Raw genomic sequence first — 20170 nt, 5'->3', positions numbered from 1 at the left:
AGGGGGTTCAGAGGGCGCGCAGGGTCCAGCTCCAGCGGTGGACGCCCGGTGCGACGAGGTAGGAGGGGAAGGTGTCGGGGCCGCACGAGGCCGTGCCGAGGCCGCGGTGTGCCGCGTCGAGGTGCACCACGCAGCCGGCCCGGGGGACGAGTTCGTCGTGATGGGTGACGGCCGCCAGGTCCTCGGCGCGGTAGCGCGTGACGGAGACCTGCCGCGGCTCGTCCAGAGTGACGCAGAAGCCCGTGGCGTCCGGCGCGGAGAGCGTGAAGCGCCGTACACCGTGCAGGCCGCCGCTCTCCTGCGGGCGCAGGTACGGGGTGAAAAGCGCGTCGACCCGGGCATGGTGATGGCCCACCGGCGCGCCCGCGCTCCGGTCGGGGTACGACTCCCAGGGGCCCTGCCCGAACCAGTCCAGCCGGTCCGGTCCCGCCACCGTCTCGAAGACCGAGCCGACACGCGCCACGTCGTCGAACTCCGCGGGCACCTCCGCCTGTTCGTCGATCCGGACGCCGCCTTCCACCGGCGTGAAGACCTGCCGGTGCCGGACGACCCCGGTGGGGCCGGCGTACTCGGCGAGCACGGTCGCCCCGTCGCCCTCGTGGTGCACGGACACCAGCCGGCGCACCAGGCGGTCCAGGCCCCACCTCCGCCAGCGCGGCGCCAGCCCGCCCAGCTCGTCGTTGTCGGTGGGCGCCCGCCACAGCGACAGCGTGGGAGCGGCGGCCAGCAGGGGGTGGACGAGGAGTCCGTCGGCGTCGATCGCGACGCGGCCGGTGCCCACCGGGTCGTCGACCGGCGCCGGCTCCCGCAACCGCACCTGCGGCGCGCAGACCGGCGTGCCCCGCGGCGCCCACGGCAGCTCCCGCGCCGTCGTCACCCGCAGCGTCAGCCAGGCCTCGCCGCCCTCCTCCGGCAACGCGAAGGGCAGCGGCATCACGGTCGTGCCGCCCGGCCCGAGGTCCGGAAGTTCGGCCGGCGCGGTGAGGGTCCCGCCGTGGGCGAGCGACAGCTCCCACTCGCCCGCGAGCCACTCCAGGCCGCGAAAATGCTGGTGGTTGGAGACCGTCACCCCGTCCGCCCGGACGCCGTGCAGCCGGACCGGTGCGGCGAGCTCCCGGTGCTCGTACATCACCGGTTTCGGAGTGCGGTCGGGGAAGACGACACCGTCCGCGACGAACGCGCCGTCGTGGTCCTTCTCGCCGAAGTCGCCGCCGTACGCCCAGCGGTGTCCGGGCGCGGCGACAGCGTTGTCATAGAGCCCGGCGCCCCCACGCCCGACCGGTCTAGCGTCGTTCACACGCTGGAGGATGCCGTGGTCCCAGAACTCCCAGATGAACCCGCCCTGAAGACCCGGGGTGGCCTCGATGGCGGCCCAGTGGTCGGCCAGCGTGCCGTTGCTGTTGCCCATCGCGTGGGAGTACTCGCACTGGATGAGCGGCTTGGTCTGCTGTCCGGACAGCGCGTGCGCCACGCAGTCCTCCAGGGGCGCGTACATCGGGCAGGCGATGTCGGAGGCGACGTCCGGATCGGCCCAGCCGCGCTTGGCGGCCCCCTCGTACTGCACCGGCCGGGTCGGGTCGTGCCGGCGCACCCAGCCCGCGGCGGCGTCGTGGTTGGCGCCGTAGTCGGACTCGTTGCCCAGCGACCAGACGATGACCGACGGGTGGTTCTTGTCCCGCAGCACCATCCGCGAGACCCGGTCGACGAAGGCGTTCAGATAGCGCGGGTCGTCGGCGATCTCGTGGGCGTGGTCGTGGGACTCGATGTCCGCCTCGTCGACGACGTAGAAACCGATTTCGTCGGCGAGGTCGTACAGCGCGGGGTCGTTCGGGTAGTGCGCGGTGCGGATCGCGTTGAAGCCGAAACGCTTCATCACCACCAGGTCGGCGCGCATGTCGTCGTACGACACGGTCCGTCCGGTCAGGGGGTGGAAGTCGTGCCGGTTCACGCCGCGGATGAAGACCCGCTCGCCGTTGACCAGCAGATCCCGGCCGACGATCGCCACGTCGCGGAAGCCGATCCGGTGCCGGGAGGTGTCGGCGACGGTGCCGTCGGCGCGGTGGAGCCGGACCGTGAGGTCGTACAGCTCGGGCGTCTCGGCCGTCCAGGTGCGCACCTCGGGCACGCGTGCGCGCAGGCGGGCCTCGCCGAGGAAGTCGGAGACGCGCTCGTCCTCGGCGTTGGCCAGGTCGAACTCCGCGTCCTGCGCCAGCGGCAGCCCGTCCAGTTCCCCGTCGACGTACCAGCCGGCGGGCAGCGCTCCGCCCGAGTCCCGGACCTGGCAGTCGACCCGCAGCTCGCCGTCGCGCGCCGCCCGCACGGTGACATCGGCCAGCCGCAGCCGGTCGGTGGCGTACAGCAGCACCGAGCGGGTGATCCCGGCGTGCCACCACTGGTCCTGGTCCTCGATGTGCGAGGCGTCCGACCACTTGACGACCGTCAGCCGCAGCAGGGAGCGGCCGCCGGGGCGTACGACGCCCGACAGATCGAACTCGGCCGCCAGATGCGAGTCCTTGGAGATGCCGACGGGCCGCCCGTCGACGTGCACCAGCAGGACGCTCTCGGCGGCCCCGACCTGGAGCACGACCCGGCGCCCCGCCCACGCGGCGGGGACGTCGATCTCCCGCTCGTACACACCCGTCGGATTGTCGGCGGGCGACAGCGGGGGGAATTCTGTATACGGCATACGGACGTTCAGATACTGCGGAAGGTCGACGGTGCCCTCGGTGCCCTCGACGGCCTGCATGGTCCATGCGCCGGGCACGGTCGCCGTCGACCAGGGACCGCCGACCGGCGCGTCCGGAGCGGGCAGCAACCGGAACCGCCAGTCGCCGTCCAGGGAGTTCGCTCCGGAGCGCCGGTCGACGGCGTTCATGGGCAGCCGTCCCCAGGAGGTCACCTCGGGTGCCTCCCAGGGGCGCAGGGCCGGCAGCGGATCGGTCACTTGATCGCTCCCTTCGCGAGGTCGCCGATCATCTGACGGGCGCCGATCGCGAACACGACGAGCAGCGGGACCAGGGCGAGCAGCGCGCCGGTCATGACCATTCCGTAGTCGGTGGTGCCGTGGGTGCCGTTGAGCTGGGACAGGGCGACCTGGAGGGTCACGTTGCCCGGGTCGGTCAGGGCGATCAGCGGCCAGGCGTAGTCGTTCCACTGGCCCATGAAGGTGAAGATGCCGAGGAAGGCCAGGCCGGGCCGCACCACCGGGAGGGCCACGTGCCAGTACTGGCGCAGGAAGTTCGCGCCGTCGATGCGCGAGGCGTCGAGGAGTTCGTAGTGGATCGCGCCCTTCATGTACTGGCGCATCCAGAAGATGCCGAACGCGTTGGCGGCGGCCGGCACGATCAGCGCCGTCATCGAGCCGATCCAGCCGAGCTTCGCCATGATGACGAACTGGGGGATGGCCTGGAGCTGCGCCGGGACCATGAAGATGAACATGAGCAACACGAACAGCAACCGCTTGCCGGGAAACTCGAACTTGGCGAAGACGAAGGCGGCCAGCGAGTCGAAGAACAGGACCAGGAAGGTCACCGAGCCCGCCACCAGCAGCGAGTTGAGCATCGAGCCGAAGAAGTCGATGTTGTCGAAAAGGCTGCGGACGTTCTCCGGGAAGTGCGTGCCGGGCAGCAGCTTGGGCGGGTAGGAGAAGATCTCCGACGACGTGTGCGTCGACATGATCACGGCCCAGTAGAACGGGAAGGCCGAGAGCAGGACGCCCAGGACGAGCGCGGCGTGCAACCCGATCCCCCTGCGCCGGGACCCGTCGATCCCGCGACCGCGACCGCGCTGTGTCTCTTGGGTGGATGCCATGGTGTACGGGCCTCCCTAGTCTTCGCCCCGGCGCTGGACAAGGCGCCAGTTGATGATCGAGAAGAGGACGACGACGAGGAAGATGCCCCACGCCACGGCGGCGCCGTAGCCGAAGTCGTTGTTGTCGAAGGTCTGCTGGAAGAAGTAGAGGACCATGGTCCGGCCGGCGTGGCCGGGACCGCCCGAGAACGTCGAGTCGTTCGAGGTGTTCTGGAGCAGGACCTGGGGCTCGGAGAAGCTCTGCAGGCCGGTGACCGTGGACACGACGAGCACGAACAGCAGCACCGGCCGCATCATCGGCAGCGTGATCCGGAAGAAGGTCTGCACCGGCCCCGCGCCGTCCATGCGCGCCGCCTCGTACAGCTCGCTCGGGACGGTCTGGAGACCGGCGAGGAAGATGATCGCGTTGTAGCCGGTCCACTGCCAGGTCATCAGCGTCGCGATGGCGATCTTGATGCCCCACGGGGTGTTCAGCCAGGCGATCTGGTCGAGACCGATTGCCTGCAGGAAGGCGTTCACCAGGCCGAAGTTGGTGGAGAAGACCGAGCCGAAGATGATCGCGATCGCCACGACGGAGGTGACGTTCGGCAGGAAGTAGGCGACGCGGTAGAAGTTCTTGAGACGGACCGCCGAGTTGAGCATCACGGCCGTCACCATCGCCAGGAAGATCATGGGGAAGGTGGCCAGGGCCCAGATGACGATCGTGGTGCCGATCGAGCTCCAGAACGCGGAGTCGCTCACCAGGTACCGGTACTGCGACAGTCCCGCCCACTCCATCGAGCCGAGGCCGTCCCAGCGGTGGAAGGAGAGGTAGAGCGAGAACCCGACGGGGATCAGGCCGAAGCAGAGGAAGAGCAGATAGAAGGGGGAGATCGCGGCGTAGAGGTGCCAGTACTTCCGCAAGCCCGTCCGTGGGCGGGTGACGGGGACGTCCGCCACGACCGCCGGGGGCTTCTCCAGCGTGGGGAGGGTGGCCATCAGTAGCTCACCCCCAGGTGCTTCGCGATGCGCCGGCATGTGCTCATGGCGTCACTCCAGGCCTGCTTCGGGTCCTTGCCGAGGACGCCGACGTTCTTGATCTCGTCCTTGATGGGCTGCCCGAGCGCGACGTCGAACGGGCTGTTGTAGGCGACCACGATCTTCTGAGCGGCCGGTCCGAAGACGTCCATGGTGATCTGACCGCCGAAGAACTCGTCCGGTTCGCGCACCTGCTTCAGGCCGTACGAGGCGGGGGTCGAGGGGAAGAGCCCGGCGTCCACGAACCCCTGCGCCTGGTTCCCCGCGTCGAGCATCCAGCTGATGATCCGGAACGCCTGCTCGGGTTCCCGGCACGCCTTGGTGACCGACAGGAAGGAACCGCCGTTGTTCGAGGGCCGCACGGGCATGTCGGCCACCCGCCAGCGGCCCTTGGTCCTCGGCACGCCGTTCTTGAGGTCGCTGGTGGCCCAGGAGGCGCCCAGCTGGCTCGGCAGTTTGCCGTCCTCGACGGCCGACAGCTGGTCCGGGGTGCCGTTGACCAGGTTCGACACGATCTTGCGCTGTTTCGCCTCCACGGCGAGCGCCCAGGCGTCGCGCACGTGCTCCTGGTCGCCGATGAAGTGCCGGTCCTTGTCGACGTACCGCGCGCTGCCCTGCTGGACCACGTTCTCGAAGACGCTGTTGATGTCGGTGAGCAGGAAGGTCCCCGGAATCCGCTGCTTGAGCCGCTCGCCCGCCGCGAAGAACTTCTCCCAGGTGTCGAGCTCCCCGGACACGTCGGCCGGCTCGTGGGGCAGGCCCGCCTTCCGGAAGACGGCGTACTGGTAGAAGTGCGCCACCGGCCCGCAGTCGATCGGGAAGCCGACCATCCTGCCGTCGTCGGCGATGCCCTGCTCCCATTTCCAGGGCAGGTACTGCGACCGGTACCGCTCCGCGCCGAGCGTGCGCAGGTCCACGAACTGGTCGGCGTCGGGCAGGTAGGACGCCATGTCCTCGCCCTTCAGGCCGGCGATGTCGGGGACGTGCGCCCGGCCGGCCATCGTGGTGATCAGCTTCGACCGGTAGTAGCCGCCGATCTTGACGGCCTTGAGGTCGACCGAGCTGTCGTAGCGGGCCCGGGCGTTCCCGACGACCGTGTCGCCCAGGCCTCCGTCCCAGTACCACAGGACCATGTTCCGGCCGGTCGAGCCGGTCGGAACGGCACAGCCGGACGCCAGGCCGCCGAGCGCCGTGGCGGCCGAACCGGCCAGGCCCGCACGGAGCAGGCCTCTACGTGAGAGCCGCACAGCTCCCACCGCCTTTCGGATCTGTTCGCGTCTTCGCAGACGGGGTGCCATTCGAGGGGCATGCGGGGGGTTGTCTTCTGGATGCGGGGGATGCAGGGGATGCGGGGGTCCGGGGCGCGGTCAGGGCCGCGGGACGGGCGGGGTGACCGGGGCGTACCGCACGGGCGGGCCCACGTCCGCCGGGATGCGGTCGGCGAGGAAGCCGTACGCCCGCCGGAGCCCGGGGTCCCGCAGCGAACGCCACCAGCGGTCGACGCCGTACCAGCCGGGGGCCGCCAGCGCTCCGCCGTGGTGCTGGACCGAGAGCCCGGCGGCGAGGACGGCGAACCGCAGCCGTTCCTCGAGCGGCCAGCCGCCGAGCGAGGCTGCCACGAAGCTCGCGCCGAACACGTCGCCGGCACCGGTCGCGTCCAGGACATCGATGTCGAGCGCGGTGACCTCGGCGTACTCACCGGTCTCCTGATCGACCGCGATCGCGCCGTCGGCGCCCCGGGTGACCACCGCCACCGGCACCAGTTCCGCGAGGGCGCCGAGCGCGGCGACCGCGCTGTCGGTGCGGGTGTACGCCATCGCCTCCTTCTCGTTGGGGAGGAAGGCATGGCACAGGGCGAGCTGGTCCAGCAGGTCGGTGGACCACTGCCGGGTGGGGTCCCAGCCGACGTCGGCGTAGATCTGGGTGCCGTTCGCCGCCGCCTTGGCGAGCCAGGCGCGGGGTTCGGCCTCCAGGTGCACCAGCGCCGTGCGCGCCTCGGGCGGGTCGCCCATCAGCACGTCCTGCGAGTACGGCGGCTCCTGTCCGTGGGTGACGAGGGCCCGGTCGTGGGCGGGGGCCCCGCCGCCCGGGTGGGGCGGGGAGGGGAGGGCGAGGGCGACGGTGACCGGGGTGTGCCAGCCGTCCGCAACCCGGGACAGGGAGAGGTCGACGCCTTCCTGGCCGGACAGGAGCCGGTGGCAGTGGTCGCCGTAGAAGTCGTCGCCGAAGACCGTGGCCAGCGAGGTCCGCAGGCCGAAGCGGGCCGTGGCCACCGCGAGGTTGGCGATGCCGCCGGGGCCGCACCCCATGCCGGCCGTCCAGATCTCCTCGCCCGGCGCCGGCGGCCCGCCGAGCCCCGTGAGGACGAGGTCGTAGAAGAGCAGCCCGGTGAGCAGCACCTCGGGCCGGTCGTCGTCCACGGCACATCCTCCTCGTCGGGGGAGCCCGCCCGTCGGGGGAGCTCGTCAAATCTCTTCAATTCGGTGACCGGAATCGTGCGCCCCTCGGCGACTTTGGTCAATACCTCAGCAGAAGTGAGCATAGATTTGATTGAAGATGACGAGTAGTGTTCACGTCGTGCTGGCAGAACGACGACATCAACTCATCCTGCGGGCCCTGCGCTCCGGTGGCCCCGCGGCCGTGACCGATCTCTCCGAGCAGCTGGGCGTGAGCCCCGCCACGATCAGGCGCGACCTGGTGAAACTCGAGGAGGACGGCCTGCTCACCCGGGTGCACGGCGGCGCCGTCGCGGAGGAGGGCGACCAGCCCTTCGCCGAGGTCGCCGAAGTGCGGGTGGGCGAGAAGGACGCCATAGCGGCCCACGCGGCGGCGATGGTCGCCGACGGGCAGTCGGTCCTCCTCGACATCGGCACGACCGCCTACCGCCTCGCCCGGCAGCTGCACGGCCGCCGACTGACGGTCATCACCAGCAACCTCGTGGTCTACGAGGAGCTCGCCGAAGACGAGGGCATCGAGCTGGTCCTGCTCGGCGGCATGGTCCGCCGCGAGTACCGCTCCCTGGTCGGATTCCTCACCGAGGACAACCTGCGCCAGCTGCACGCCGACTGGCTGTTCCTCGGGACCAGCGGCGTGCGTCCGGGCGGGCAGGTGATGGACACGACGGTCGTCGAGGTGCCGGTCAAACGGGCCATGATCAAGGCCGGTGACAGGGTCGTCCTGCTCGCCGACTCGGCGAAGTTCCCGGGGACGGGCATGGCGAAGGTCTGCGGTCCCGAGGACCTGGACGTGGTGGTGACGGACACGCCGGTCGACCCGGCTACCCGGTCCTCCTTCGAGGAGGCGGGCGTCGAGGTGGTCGTGGCAGGAAAGGTGCAAGCGTGAAACTGACGATTCTGGGCGGCGGCGGGTTCCGGGTGCCGCTGGTGTACGGGGCGCTCCTGACGGACCGCGCCGAGGGCAGGGTCACGGAAGTCGTTCTGCATGATCTGGACGACAGCCGACTGTATGCAGTGGCCCGTGTACTGGATGAGCAGGCGTCCGCCGTTCCCGACGCGCCCCGGGTGACCGCCACCACCGACCTCGACGAGGCCCTGCGCGGCGCCGACTTCATCTTCTCCGCGATCCGCGTCGGCGGCCTCGAAGGCCGCGCGAACGACGAGCGGGTGGCCCTGGCCGAGGGTGTGCTCGGCCAGGAGACGGTCGGCGCGGGAGGCATCGCCTACGGTCTGCGGACCGTCCCCGTCGCCGTCGACATCGCCCGCCGGGTGGCCCGCCTGGCCCCCGACGCCTGGGTCATCAACTTCACCAACCCGGCCGGCCTGGTCACCGAGGCCATGTCCCGCCACCTCGGCGACCGGGTGATCGGCATCTGCGACTCGCCGGTCGGGCTCGGCCGCCGGATCGCCCGCGTGCTCGGCGCCGACCCGAAGCAGGCGTGGATCGACTACGTCGGTCTCAACCACCTCGGCTGGGTCCGCGGGCTGCGGGTCGCCGGACGCGACGAACTCCCTCGGCTGCTCGCCGACGACGACCTGCTCGGCTCCTTCGAGGAGGGCAAGCTGTTCGGCGTCGACTGGCTCCGGTCGCTCGGCGCCATCCCCAACGAGTACCTGCACTACTACTACTTCAACCGCGAAGCCGTACGGTCCTACCAGCAGGCCGAGAAGACCCGCGGCGCCTTCCTGGCCGACCAGCAGGCCCGCTTCTACGAGGAGATGAAGCGGCCCGACGCCGCCGCCCTGACCGCCTGGGACCGCACCCGCGCCGAGCGCGAGGCCACCTACATGGCCGAGAACCGGGAGACGGCCGGCGCCGGCGAGCGGGACGCCGACGACCTCTCCGGCGGCTACGAGAAGGTCGCCCTCGCCCTGATGCGGGCCATCGCCCGGGACGAGCGCACCACCCTGATCCTCAACGTCCGCAACCAGGGCACCCTCGCGGTGCTGGACGCGGACGCCGTCATCGAGGTGCCCTGTCTCGTCGACGCCAACGGCGCGCATCCGGTGGCCGTGGCCCCGCTGCCCGACCACGCCACCGGGCTGGTCTGCGCGGTGAAGGGCGTCGAGCGCGAGGTGCTGGCCGCCGCCGAGTCAGGCTCCCGCACGACGGCCGTGAAGGCGTTCGCGCTGCATCCCCTGGTCGACTCGGTGAACGTGGCCCGCAAGCTGGTCGCGGGCTACACCGACGTCCATCCCGGGCTGGCGTACCTTAGGTGAGTCCCGGAGGGAAAGCGCTTTCCCCGCGCGATTCCTCCGGCCGGCTCGTCCCTCGGCCCCAGGGCCGTCCCGCCCCTCGTGGTCCCTCTCTGGAGATTCCCCATGCATGACGAACGCCGCCGCATCGAGGAGCGCGTCGAGCGCGTCCACAACCAGCGCATCAAGCCCGCGATCTACGCCGCCAAAGTGCCCTTCGAGGTCGAGGCCTGGCAGGCCCCGGGGGAGCCCGTCCCCTTCGAGGAGGCCGCGGCCGCCGCCTACGAGCCCTTCACGATGGACACCCCGTGGGGCCCGCCCTGGGGCACCACCTGGTTCCGCATGCGCGGGCAGGTGCCCGCCGAATGGGCCGGCAGGCGCGTCGAGGCCGTCATCGACCTCGGCTTCGTGGGCGACTGGCCGGGCAACCAGGCCGAGGCCCTCGTCCACCGCACCGACGGCACGCCGCTGAAGGCGGTCAACCCGCTCAACCAGTACGTGCCGATCGGCAACCCGGCGACGGGCGGGGAGATCGTCGAGTACCTGGTGGAGGCGGCCTCCAACCCCGACATCCTGGCGAACGACTTCGCGGGCCCGACCCTGCTGGGCGATGTACTGACGGCGGGCGACCGTCCACTGTACACATTCCGCGGTGCCGACATCGCCGTCCTCGACGAGGAGGTCTGGCACCTCGACCTCGACCTCCAGGTGCTGCGCGACCTCATGGTCCACCTCGGCGAGCACGAGCCGCGCCGGCACGAGATCATGCACGCCCTGGACCGCGCCATGGACGCCCTCGACCTCGACGACGTCTCCGGCAGTGCCGCGGCCGTCCGCCAGGTCCTCGCGCCGGTGCTGGCCAGCCCCGCCCACGCCAGCGCGCACACCATCTCCGGCGTGGGTCACGCGCACATCGACTCCGCCTGGCTGTGGCCGATCCGTGAGACGAAGCGCAAGACCTCCCGCACCTTCTCCAACGTGACCTCGCTCGCCGAGGAGTACGACGACTTCATCTTCGCCTGCTCCCAGGCCCAGCAGTACGAGTGGGTGCGCGACAACTACCCGCAGGTGTGGGCGCGCATCCAGGAGTCGGTGAAGAAGGGGCAGTGGGCCCCGGTCGGCGGCATGTGGGTCGAGTCCGACGGCAACCTGCCCGGCGGCGAGGCGATCGCCCGCCAACTGGTGCACGGCAAGCGGTTCTTCATCGAGCATTTCGGCATCGAGACCAAGGGCGTCTGGCTGCCGGACTCCTTCGGCTACAACGCCGCCTACCCGCAGCTCGCGAAGCTCGCCGGGAACGAGTGGTTCCTCACCCAGAAGATCTCCTGGAACCAGACGAACAAGTTCCCCCACCACACCTTCTGGTGGGAGGGCATCGACGGCACCCGCATCTTCACCCACTTCCCGCCGGTCGACACCTACAACGCCCGCTTCAGCGGCGAGGAGATGGACCGCGCGGTCCGCAACTACTCCGAGAAGGGCGGCGGTACGCGTTCGCTCGCCCCCTTCGGCTGGGGTGACGGCGGTGGCGGCCCCACCCGCGAGATCATGGAGCGGGCGCGCCGGCTCGCCGACCTGGAGGGCTCGCCCAAGGTCGTCGTCGAGCACCCCGACACGTTCTTCGCGAAGGCCCGCGCGGAGTACCAGGACGCCCCCGTCTGGGTCGGCGAGCTCTACCTGGAGCTGCACCGGGCCACGTACACCACCCAGGCCCGCACGAAGCAGGGCAACCGCCGCAGTGAACACAAGTTGCGCGAGGCCGAGTTGTGGGCGACGACGGCCGCCCTGCACGCACCGGGCTACGCCTACCCGTACGCGAAGTTCGACCGGCTCTGGAAGACGGTGCTGCTCCACCAGTTCCACGACATCCTGCCGGGCTCCTCCATCGCCTGGGTGCACCGCGAGGCCGAGGCCGAGTACGCGCGGGTGGCCGAGGAACTGGAGGCGCTGACGGCCGAGGCGGTCGCCGCGCTGGGCGGAGGGCGAAACGGCGGCCCGCTCCGGGTGTTCAACACGAGCCCCTACGGTCGTGCCGAGGTGGTCCGCACACCCGAGGGCGCACCGGCCTACGTCGAGGTGCCCGCGAGCGGCAGCGCGCCGCTGACCGGCGCGGAGCCCCCGACGCCGGTGACGGTCTCCGGGCGGGTCCTCGACAACGGGCTGGTGCGCGTGGAGGTCGCCGAGGACGGCACGCTGTCGTCCGTGTTCGATCTGCGGGCGAACCGTGAAGTCCTCGCCGACCAGGGCAACCTGCTGCGTCTGCACACCGACCTCCCGAACTACTGGGACGCCTGGGACATCGACAAGCACTACCAGAACCGGTACACCGACCTGCTGGAGCCGGACGCGGTGGCCGTCGTCGAGGAGGACCCGCTGGTCGGCGCGATCCGGGTCACGCGCTCCTTCGGGAAGGGCTCGACGATCACCCAGACCATCACGCTCCGCGCCGGCAGCCCCCGGATCGACTTCGAGACCGACATCGACTGGCACGAGGCGGAGAAGATCCTCAAGGCGGCCTTCCCGGTGGACGTCCGGGCGCCGCACTCCTCCGCCGAGATCCAGTTCGGCCACATCCAGCGCCCCACGCACACCAACACCAGCTGGGAGGCCGCCCGGTTCGAGGTCTCCGGCCACCGCTGGGTGCACATCGGCGAACCCGGCTACGGCGTCGCGGTCATCAACGACTCCACCTACGGCCACGACGTCTCCCGCACGGTCCGCGAGGACGGCGGCACGACCACCACCGTCCGCCTCAGCCTGGTCCGCGCCCCGCGGATCCCGGACCCCGAGGCCGACCAGGGCCGGCACCGCTTCCGCTACGCGCTGCTGCCCGGCGCGAGCATCGAGGACGCGGTCGCCGAGGGCTACTCCCTCAACCTCCCGCTGCGCGTGGCCGAGGCGGCGGACGCCTGCCCCGGGCCCGTGGTCTCGGTGGACGGCGAAGGGGTCACCGTCGAGGCGGTGAAGCTCGCCGACGACGAGTCCGGTGATGTCGTCGTCCGGCTCTACGAGTCCCGCGGCGGCCGTTCCACCGGCACCCTGCGCACGGGCTTCCCGCTCGCCGGCGCCCAGGTGACCGACCTGCTGGAGCGGCCGCTGGAGCCCGCCTCCGTCGATGCGGACGGCGCCGTCGCCGTCGTGCTGCGGCCCTTCCAGATCCTGACGCTCCGTCTGGAACGCGCCGTCACCGGCCGCTAGCAGCGGCCATGGGGGCGGGCGCGACCCGTGGCGTGCCCGCCCCCGCTCTGCCTGTGCCCCGCCCCACCCTGCCGAGGCCCTACCCCGCCCCACCCTGCCGACGCCCTGAAGTGCCCTGCTCTGCGGAGGAGTTCAGCTGTGCCCATGCAACCCTGGTTCACCGACGCCAAGTTGGGGATCTTCGTCCACTGGGGCATCTACGCCGTCGACGGCGTCCAGGAGTCCTGGTCGTTCTACGACGACATCGTGCCCCACGACCGGTACATGTCCCAGCTCGACCGCTTCACCGGGGCCCACTACGATCCGCGGGCCTGGGCCGACCTGTTCGCCCGCGCCGGGGCGGGCTACGCCGTGCTCACCAGCCGTCACCACGACGGCGTCGCCCTGTGGGACACGGCCCACGGGAACCTCGGCCTGGGCCGCGACTATCTCACCGGCTACGCCGAGGCCCTGCGCGAGAAGGGCCTCAAGGTCGGTCTGTACTACTCGCACTCCGACTGGAACCACCCGGACTACGCGTCCACCCGCAAGCCGGGCCGCCCGCCGGAGATGGAGGACAACCGCTACTCCGAGTGCTCCGCCGAGGACGAGGACCTGGAGGCCTGGGAGCGCTTCCTCGCCTACCGGGACGGTCAGGTCCGCGAGCTGGCGTCCCGCTACCGTCCGGACCTCATGTGGTTCGACGGCGAGTGGGAGCGCAGCGAGGAGCAGTGGCGCATCAGGGAACTCGCCGCGCTGATCCGTTCGTACTCCCCGGACGTCGTCTTCAACGCCCGGATGCTCAGCGAGGGCGACTACGCCACCCCCGAACAGGGTGTTCCCATCGAACCCCCGGACGGTCCCTGGGAGTTGTGCCTCACGATCAACGACTCATGGGGTTACCGGCACGACGACCACCACCACAAGTCGCTCGCTCAGCTGGTGCGCTACTTCGCCGAGACCATCGGAGGCGGCGGCAACCTGCTGCTGGACGTCGGCCCGATGGAGGACGGCACCGTCCCGCAGCCGCAGGTCGAGCGCCTGGAGGGCCTGGGGGAGTGGATCCGCAAGCACGCGGAGGCGGTGTACGGGACCGTGCGGGGGCTCCCGGCCGGGCACCACTACGGGCCCAGCACCCTCTCCGCCGACCGCCGCACCCTCTACCTCACCCTGTTCGACCTCCCGCGCTCCGAGATCGGGGTCCGGGGTCTGGTCACACCGGTCCGCAAGGTCACCGTGCTCGGCACCGGAACGGAACTCGCCCACCGTGTCGTCGGCGGACTGCACGAGGCGGTCGGCGTGCTGTGGATCGACCCGCCCGCGGGCTCCGACCTCGACCCGCACGCCACGGTCCTCGCCCTCGAACTGGACGGCGAACTGGAGCTGTACCGGGGATCGGGACGCTTCTGAGGCATCCGGCCCGCCCCTGTCTGCCCTGCCTGTCCGGCCTGCCCTGCCCGTACCGCCCGGCCCGCAGGTAGGGCCCTGGCCGGGATCGCGTGAGTCGGGGCTGTCGAGCCGGGGCCGCAGAGCCGGGCCGCGGAGTCGGCCGTCCGGTCGGCGGGCGCCGGTGACACGGCCGCGCGGTCGGCGAGCGGGTGCGGGGTGCGGCCGTCCGGCCGGCGGGGCACAGCGATGCGGGCCGGCCGGTCGCTCCCCGTGACAGCGGCCGACCGACCCGATCCCCCGTACCGCCGGGAATCCCCCGTCGATTCCCGGACTTCCCCCGTGATCCCTGTGCTTCCCCCTGGAGCCCCGTGCTTCCCCGGTTGCTCCCCCGTGGGGCCCTTCCCTCTTAAGAGCGAGCCACCCGGATCCTGATACACCCTTCGTCGAAAAAGTCCCCCGGACCGTGGTCCGGGGGACTTCCGCTCGTGTCCGGGAAGGGGGGGTCAGCCGGTGAAGCCGGCCGTGATCGAGGTGAACTGCCAGGTGTTCTGGCTGATGCCGGAGCAGTTGCTCACCACGCCACCGCCCGGGCAGGGCCGGTCGCGGTTGACGGCCCAGAAGGCGAGCCGGGCGATGTGGTGGCTGTTGGACCAGTCGCGGATCTGGGTCCAGATCGCCGGGGTGGTGTTCTCCTGCTGGTCCGACAGGCCGTTCATGCCGGAGATGCCGATGTGGGCGTAGGCCGTCGCGTCGTCCCAGCCGAAGGTGGACTTCAGCTTGTTCTTCAGGCCCTCCGTGGCGTTCACGGTGTTGCCGTACATGTCCGAGCCGCCGCCGAAGTCGAACGGCATGATGGTGAAGACGTCGATGTCGGCGCCGAGCGACTTGGCCTGCTCGATGAGACGGTTGCCGTAGTAGGTCGGCCCGGTCGTGGACGTCCCGAACGTGACGATGGTCTTGAGGCCGGGGTTGTTGGCCTTGACCGTCTTCAGGGCGGTGAGGATCCGCGCCTGCACGGCCTCGTTCTCGAACTCGTCCGTGTTCTCGATGTCCATGTCGATCGCCTTGAGGGAGTAGGCGTCGATCACCTTCTGCAGTGCGGCCGCCAGCGCGCTCGCGGAGGAGCAGTTGGCGCCGAGCTTGCTGCCCTGCCAGCCGCCGAAGGAGGGCACGATGTCACCGCCGGCCGAGCGGATCTGGTTGATGACGCTCTGGTCCACCCCGCCGGTCAGCGGCCGGCTGCTGTCCCACATCGGGTTGCATCCGCCCCCGTCCAGCATGAAGGCCATCGTGAACCACTTGATGCCGGTCGAGCTCATCACCGTGGACGCGCTCGGCGGGTCGCCCCAGCCCTCGAACAGGTAGGGCGCGGCCTGCTTGAACCCGGTCCCGCCACCGCCGCCCGTGGCGGTCGTGACGCTCACGGAGCCGGAGGCCCCCGAGGTGTTGCCCGCGGCGTCGCGGGCCCGCACGGTGAAGGTGTAGGCGGTGGCCGCGGACAGGCCGCTGACCGTGGCCGACGTGCCGGAGACGGTGAGCACCTTGGCGGATCCGCTGTACACGTCGTAGCCCGTGACGCCGACGTTGTCGGTCGCGGCGTTCCAGGACAGCGACACGCTGGAGGAGGTCTTGCCGGTGGAGGTCAGCCCGCTCGGCGTGGTCGGCGCCTGGGTGTCCGAACCGCCCCCGCCGCCCGGTCCGTCCAGGCTGACGTCGTCGGCGTGATACGTGCCCTGGGCGTACCAGCCGTGGACGTAGATCGTGGCACTGGTCTGCGAGGCGCCGGTGGTGAAGGACACCGACAGCCGGCTGTACGCCGACGGTGACGACGTCCAGGTGGAGGCGCCGCCGTCCACGCCGAGGTAGACGTAGGAGCCGCGCACCCAGCCGGTGAGCGCGTACGTGGTGTTCGGCTGGACCGCCACGCTCTGGCTGCACTTGGCGATGTCACTCGCACTCACCGCCCCCGCAAGGGCCTTGGAGCCGCTGTGGGTGGGCGAGGAGACGACGGAGCCGAGGTTGCCGGTGCAGGACCAGGGCGAGAGGGCGCCCGACTCGAGACCGGGGTTGGTGAGGATGTTGGCCGCTTGAGCGGTGCCCGGCAGGGCCACGGCCCCGGCCAGGGCGAGACCGGCGGTGCCGAGCAGGGCGAGGAACCGACGCCATGGGCGTCCGAGGGATCTGGTGCGCACGCGATCTCCCTGAAGGAATGGGGGTGTTCGGGAGTGCAGGGGAGTGCAAGGGGGTGCGCAACAAAGTTGGTATGGACCAATCCGCCTGTCAAGACGAGAGGCTGAATTGGTCCATACCGGTGGGGGAAATGTCCTTCTTGGTCTTCTCTCGGAGTCCTGTTCGCCCCTAGAGCGGCAGCGCCTGCGCGGCGCCCGCCGTGGTCACCTCGACGGAGTCGGCGGGTGCGGGCACCGCCGACAGCAGCGGCTCGGGGCTCTCCTCCATCCGCTGGTGCGGCAGCGTGACCGCGCGCAGCGGACGCGGACCCGACACCACCGTGTAGTCCTGCCCCAGGAACGGCGGCACGATCTCGCCCGGGTCCTCACCGAGCGCCAACTGCACAGCCGCCCAAGGGGCGTTGACGCCGCACAGCGACAGCTGGTGGAGTCCGCCGGCCGGGCGCGTGTTGACGTCCATCAGGACCGGACGGTCCCCGAACATCCGGAACTGGATGTTGGAGAGGTAGTGCAGCCCGAAGCCCTCGGCGATGAGACGCGCCGGCTCCAGACACTGCTCGTGCAGGGTGAACCCCCGGCGGCGGCCGTTCTTCGTCCGGCCGATGGCCATCCGCAGGATGTTGTCCGGGCCGGTGAGGCAGTCCACGGACACCTCCGGCTGCTCCAGGCGGGGCATGACCAGCCAGTCGATCTGCTCTTCGCCCTGCTCCTCGGCCCGCGTCAGCGCCTCGACCACCATGTCCAGCTGGACGTACGGGCCCGGGAAGCCGCTGAGGTGCATCAGCGAGAAGGGGGTGCGGGTGATCACCCGGAAACCCACCCCGCCCGCCCCGGACGCCGGCTTGAAGCACGCACGGTGCCCGGCCTCTTCCAACTCCTCGACGGCGGCCACGAGTTCGTCCGCCGTCCGGACCCGGAACCACGGCGGCACGGGCACGCCGATCGCCTGCACGGCCTCGTACGCGACCACCTTGTCGTGGAAGACGGCGACGGCCTCCGGCGGCGGCGCCAGCAGGGCCGTGCCGACCGCGTCGAAGTCGGCCCGGTGTGCCACGACGGCCGCCTGGTGCAGCCGGGGCACGAACACGTCGATGCTGCGGCGCTTGCACTGCGCGAGGGCGTACTCGACGTACGCGGCCGGGGAGAGACCCTCCGGCTCCAGCTCGGCGGTGTCGGCCGCGGCCAGTACGGGGGAGTCGGCGTCACCGTGCGTGGCGTGGATCTCGACCGCGCGATCGCTGGGATTTCGTCGCAGCTGATCCGTGAAGAACACGTTCTCCGCGTACGTGCGGTTGAGCCAGACGCGTACGCGAGAGACCATGCAGGCCGCCTTTCACGGTTCGCGGGCAGGGCAAAGCGGGCCCGGCCCGGGCAGGGGGATTGGAGGGTCACCAAACCGCCCTGCGGAAGGGACGTCCATGGCGGTGGTGTTGGGGCGATCATACGGCTTCCCGGGGGTGCCGCGTGCAACGTGCGTGTTACGGATTTTCCGATCTTGTTCACGTGAGGCCCGTGTTCGGGTAGAGGCGCGCTACGACGCAGGTCGGACCGTGTCCGTGCCCGGCGGACGGCCCGGAACGACCTTGTACCGCACGTGTGAATGTGTTCTCGTGGTGGCACTGGTGTATTCGTGGGAACGCGGAGAGTGTGCTCGTGAGCGGGGGCGGAAGGTGACGTCGACGGCCGGTGACGCCGGACAACTGCTGGCCATCAGCGATCTGCACATCGGCTATCCGGAGAACCGCGCGCTGGTCGAGGCCATGACCCCGGAGTCGGACGAGGACTGGCTGCTGGTCGCCGGCGACGTCTCGGAGAACGTGGCCGACATCCGCTGGGCGCTGAAGACCCTCGCCGGCCGGTTCCGCAGGGTCGTCTGGGTCCCCGGCAACCACGAACTGTGGACGCATCCCTCGGATCCGGTCACCCTGCGCGGAGTCGCCCGCTACGCACACCTCGTCGAGGTCTGCCGCGACCTGGGGGTCACCACGCCCGAGGACCCCTACCCGGTCTGGGAGGGCCCCGGCGGCCCGGTGGCCGTAGCGCCGCTCTTCCTGCTGTACGACTATTCGTTCCTCCCGGCCGGCTGCGCCACCAAGGAGGAGGGCCTGGCCTACGCGCGGGGCACCGGCATCGTCTGCAACGACGAGCACCTGCTGCACCCCGACCCGTATCCGACCCGCGAGGACTGGTGCCGGGCGCGCGTCGCGGAGACCGAGCGGCGGCTGGCCGAGATCCCCGACGACCTGCCCGTCGTCCCCGTCAACCACTACCCCCTGCACCGGCACCCGATGGACGTGCTGTGGCACCCCGAGTTCGCCATGTGGTGCGGCACAGCGCTCACCGCGGACTGGCACCGGCGGTTCCGGATCGAGACCATGGTCTACGGCCATCTCCACATCCCGCGGACCACCTGGCACGAGGGCGTCCGCTTCGAGGAGGTGTCGGTGGGCTACCCCCGTGAATGGCGCAAGCGCGCGCAGCCGCCGGGCCGGCTGCGCCGCGTCCTGCCCAGGGAGGCCGGGACCGCATGATCGACGAGCTGTTGCCGGAGCCGGTGGTGGCGGTGGAGGCCTTCGGCGAGGAGGGCGTGCGCGAGTTCGGGAACGCACCGCTGTACCCGCAGGAGGAGGCGCTGGTGGCGCGGGCCGTCGCCAAGCGGCGCCGTGAGTTCACCGTCGTACGCTCCTGCGCCCGGCGCGCCATGGAGAAGCTCGGCGTGCCCGCCCAGGCCGTGCTGCCCGGCGAGCGCGGCGCCCCGCAGTGGCCGGACGGCCTGACGGGCAGCATGACCCACTGCGCGGGCTACTGCGCGGCCGCCCTGGTCCGGGCCGCCGACCTGGCCTCCCTCGGCATCGACGCCGAACCGCACGAGCCGCTTCCCGAGGGCGTCCTGTCCGCCGTCGCCCTGCCCGCCGAGGCGGAGCGGCTCGGCAGGCTGGCCGCGGACCGTCCCGAGGTGCACTGGGACCGGCTGCTGTTCAGCGCCAAGGAGTCCGTCTACAAGGCGTGGTTCCCTCTCACCCGTAAGTGGCTGGACTTCAGCGAGGCGGACATCGACCTCACGCCCGCCCCCGGCGCCGCGACCCCCGTGACGGGCCACGCCGAGGGCGCCGAAGGCGTCTTCCGCGCCCGGCTGCTCGTGCCCGGACCGGTGGTCGGCGACCACCGGCTCGGGCACTTCGACGGCCGCTGGACCGTCCGGCGGGGGCTGGTGGCCACGGCCGTCACCGTGCACCACGGCTGAGGCGCCGGCCCGGGGCGGGGCGGGGCGGGGCGCGGGCTCGCGTGCGGCGTCCGGCGGGGGCGGCGGCCACAGGCCGTGCGACCTGGCCGGGGCGACAGCCACCTCACGGAGTCTCCTGCTCGGGCGTCAGGCTTCGGAAGGGGCCCGGGCCACAAGGGTCACCGGCCGGCGCGGACGCGACGGCGGCCGCCCCGGCCGGACGTCACGGGCCCGGGCACCAGTGGTGCAGCAGCCGGAAGAACTCCTCCTCGTTGCCCGCAAGGCCCGCGGCGGCCAGGGCCTGTTCCGCCTCGGCCAGGACGGCCGGCGGGACCACCGGGGGCAGCCGGTCCCGCCCGGCGCCGGGGGCGCCGACACCCGTGCCGTCCTCCTCGTCGCCGAAGGCGGCACGCACGGTGTGCAGCAGCCGCAGGTAGGCCTGTACGGCCATGCGCTCGCGGTCGGTCAGTACGGCAGTGGGCATCGGTCGGCTCTCCCCGTGTCGGCGTCGTGTCCCCCGCGCCCGACGGCGCGTACGCCCCCGTGCGGCGGCGCACCCCCCAGCTTGCCGCCCCCCACTGACAATCCGGCCTGACCCGAGCTCGGTTCGCCCGCTTAGCGGAGGTGAAACCTTCTGGAAATCCCCTGGCGGAAACGGGTTCTACGCTGAGGGGAAGGGCCTTCGGCGGACCGTCGGGGGCCAGGGGAACAGG

Annotated in this window: 14 protein-coding genes; 6 read left to right on the top strand and 8 right to left on the bottom strand. The window is 71.2% G+C overall.

Annotation, left to right across the window (positions count from 1 at the left end):
• Positions 1–7: 7 nt before the first annotated feature.
• The 5 genes from J2X68_RS14270 to J2X68_RS14250 all read right to left on the bottom strand — a co-directional run bounded on the left by J2X68_RS14270 (position 8) and on the right by J2X68_RS14250 (position 7247).
• Positions 8–2944, bottom strand: a complete 2937-nt coding sequence (locus J2X68_RS14270) for a glycoside hydrolase family 2 TIM barrel-domain containing protein (protein WP_310432886.1) — start codon at positions 2942–2944, stop codon at positions 8–10.
• Positions 2941–3810 (bottom strand): carbohydrate ABC transporter permease, encoded by an 870-nt coding sequence (locus J2X68_RS14265; protein ID WP_310432885.1) that lies wholly within the window; start codon positions 3808–3810, stop codon positions 2941–2943. Before J2X68_RS14265 ends, J2X68_RS14270 begins: the two co-directional genes overlap by 4 nt.
• Before the next feature lie 15 nt (positions 3811–3825).
• Positions 3826–4788: a sugar ABC transporter permease gene (locus tag J2X68_RS14260; protein WP_310432884.1), complete on the bottom strand. Its 963-nt coding sequence runs from the start codon at positions 4786–4788 to the stop codon at positions 3826–3828.
• A complete protein-coding gene (locus J2X68_RS14255) occupies positions 4788–6074 on the bottom strand; it encodes a substrate-binding domain-containing protein (RefSeq protein WP_310432883.1) in 1287 nt (428 codons plus the stop codon). Before J2X68_RS14255 ends, J2X68_RS14260 begins: the two co-directional genes overlap by 1 nt.
• 120 nt (positions 6075–6194) lie before the next feature.
• Positions 6195–7247 (bottom strand): carbohydrate kinase family protein, encoded by a 1053-nt coding sequence (locus J2X68_RS14250; RefSeq protein WP_310432882.1) that lies wholly within the window; start codon positions 7245–7247, stop codon positions 6195–6197.
• Positions 7248–7404: 157 nt separating this feature from the next.
• Here J2X68_RS14250 and J2X68_RS14245 point away from each other — a divergent pair, with 157 nt between their 5' ends.
• The 4 genes from J2X68_RS14245 to J2X68_RS14230 all read left to right on the top strand — a co-directional run bounded on the left by J2X68_RS14245 (position 7405) and on the right by J2X68_RS14230 (position 14066).
• Positions 7405–8169, top strand: coding sequence for a DeoR/GlpR family DNA-binding transcription regulator (locus J2X68_RS14245; RefSeq protein ID WP_310433081.1), 765 nt, complete (start codon positions 7405–7407; stop codon positions 8167–8169).
• Complete coding sequence (locus J2X68_RS14240; protein ID WP_310432881.1) at positions 8166–9503, top strand: 6-phospho-beta-glucosidase; 1338 nt, start codon at positions 8166–8168, stop codon at positions 9501–9503. Before J2X68_RS14245 ends, J2X68_RS14240 begins: the two co-directional genes overlap by 4 nt.
• Before the next feature lie 102 nt (positions 9504–9605).
• Complete coding sequence (locus J2X68_RS14235) at positions 9606–12677, top strand: glycoside hydrolase family 38 C-terminal domain-containing protein (RefSeq protein ID WP_310432880.1); 3072 nt, start codon at positions 9606–9608, stop codon at positions 12675–12677.
• A gap of 138 nt (positions 12678–12815) precedes the next feature.
• Positions 12816–14066, top strand: coding sequence for an alpha-L-fucosidase (locus J2X68_RS14230; protein WP_310432879.1), 1251 nt, complete (start codon positions 12816–12818; stop codon positions 14064–14066).
• 482 nt (positions 14067–14548) lie between these two features.
• Here J2X68_RS14230 and J2X68_RS14225 read toward each other — a convergent pair whose 3' ends face one another.
• Together J2X68_RS14225 and J2X68_RS14220 are read right to left on the bottom strand one after the other, a co-directional pair.
• On the bottom strand, positions 14549–16237 hold the full coding sequence (locus J2X68_RS14225) for a fibronectin type III domain-containing protein (protein ID WP_310432878.1): 1689 nt from the start codon (positions 16235–16237) through the stop codon (positions 14549–14551).
• Between the two features lie 166 nt (positions 16238–16403).
• Positions 16404–17555, bottom strand: a complete 1152-nt coding sequence (locus tag J2X68_RS14220) for an ATP-grasp domain-containing protein (protein WP_310432877.1) — start codon at positions 17553–17555, stop codon at positions 16404–16406.
• A 349-nt stretch (positions 17556–17904) separates the two neighbouring features.
• On the opposite strand from J2X68_RS14220, the gene J2X68_RS14215 reads away from it, so the two are divergent.
• Positions 17905–18765, top strand: coding sequence for a metallophosphoesterase (locus tag J2X68_RS14215; protein ID WP_310432876.1), 861 nt, complete (start codon positions 17905–17907; stop codon positions 18763–18765).
• Positions 18762–19478, top strand: coding sequence for a 4'-phosphopantetheinyl transferase superfamily protein (locus tag J2X68_RS14210; RefSeq protein WP_310432875.1), 717 nt, complete (start codon positions 18762–18764; stop codon positions 19476–19478). Before J2X68_RS14215 ends, J2X68_RS14210 begins: the two co-directional genes overlap by 4 nt.
• A gap of 202 nt (positions 19479–19680) precedes the next feature.
• On the opposite strand, the gene J2X68_RS14205 is transcribed toward J2X68_RS14210, so the two are convergent.
• Positions 19681–19941 (bottom strand): hypothetical protein, encoded by a 261-nt coding sequence (locus J2X68_RS14205; protein WP_310432874.1) that lies wholly within the window; start codon positions 19939–19941, stop codon positions 19681–19683.
• Positions 19942–20170 lie beyond the last annotated feature (229 nt).

It is taken from the genome of Streptomyces sp. 3330, from assembly GCF_031456635.1.
In the GTDB taxonomy this organism is placed as follows: Bacteria; Actinomycetota; Actinomycetes; order Streptomycetales; family Streptomycetaceae; genus Streptomyces.
The sequence above is the reverse complement of the archived record's forward strand: the minus strand, read 5'-3'. Positions and strand labels throughout refer to the sequence as shown.